Raw genomic sequence first — 461 nt, 5'->3', positions numbered from 1 at the left:
GATGGAGATATCAGCGCCAACATTATGATCAGTGGAAACGTCGATTCTGACACTGCCGGCACTTACACACTTGCTTACGATGTTACCGATGAAGCTGGCAATGTAGCCACGACCGTAACGCGCGAGGTGATCGTTCAAGATACGACTGCACCAGTAATAACACTTATCGGCGACGCAGTTGTTACACTAGAAAGAGGCGATAGCTTCTCAGATGAAGGTGCCAGCGCCGTCGACAATGTTGACGGAGATATTAGTGCAAGCATAGTAAGTTCAGGTAGCGTAATCAGCGGAAGCGTTGGCAGCTACATCATAAACTACAATGTTTCTGACACTGCTGGTAATTCAGCTATTGTTGTATCGCGTACAGTTAACGTCGTCGACAGCACCGCGCCAATCATTACCTTGTTAGGAGCTGCTCCATATAATCAAGAAATTAACACCCCATTTAATGACCCAGGCGC

1 protein-coding gene is annotated in these 461 nt (G+C 47.3%); it reads left to right on the top strand.

The features are described from left to right. Positions 1 to 24 precede the first annotated feature (24 nt). Positions 25 to 461, top strand: a 437-nt coding sequence (locus A3766_RS20205) for an immunoglobulin-like domain-containing protein (RefSeq protein WP_231882937.1), incomplete at its 3' end; no start/stop codon positions are given.

It is taken from the genome of Oleiphilus sp. HI0132 (genome assembly GCF_001635845.1).
This window is presented reverse-complemented; position numbering and strand designations above follow the sequence as displayed.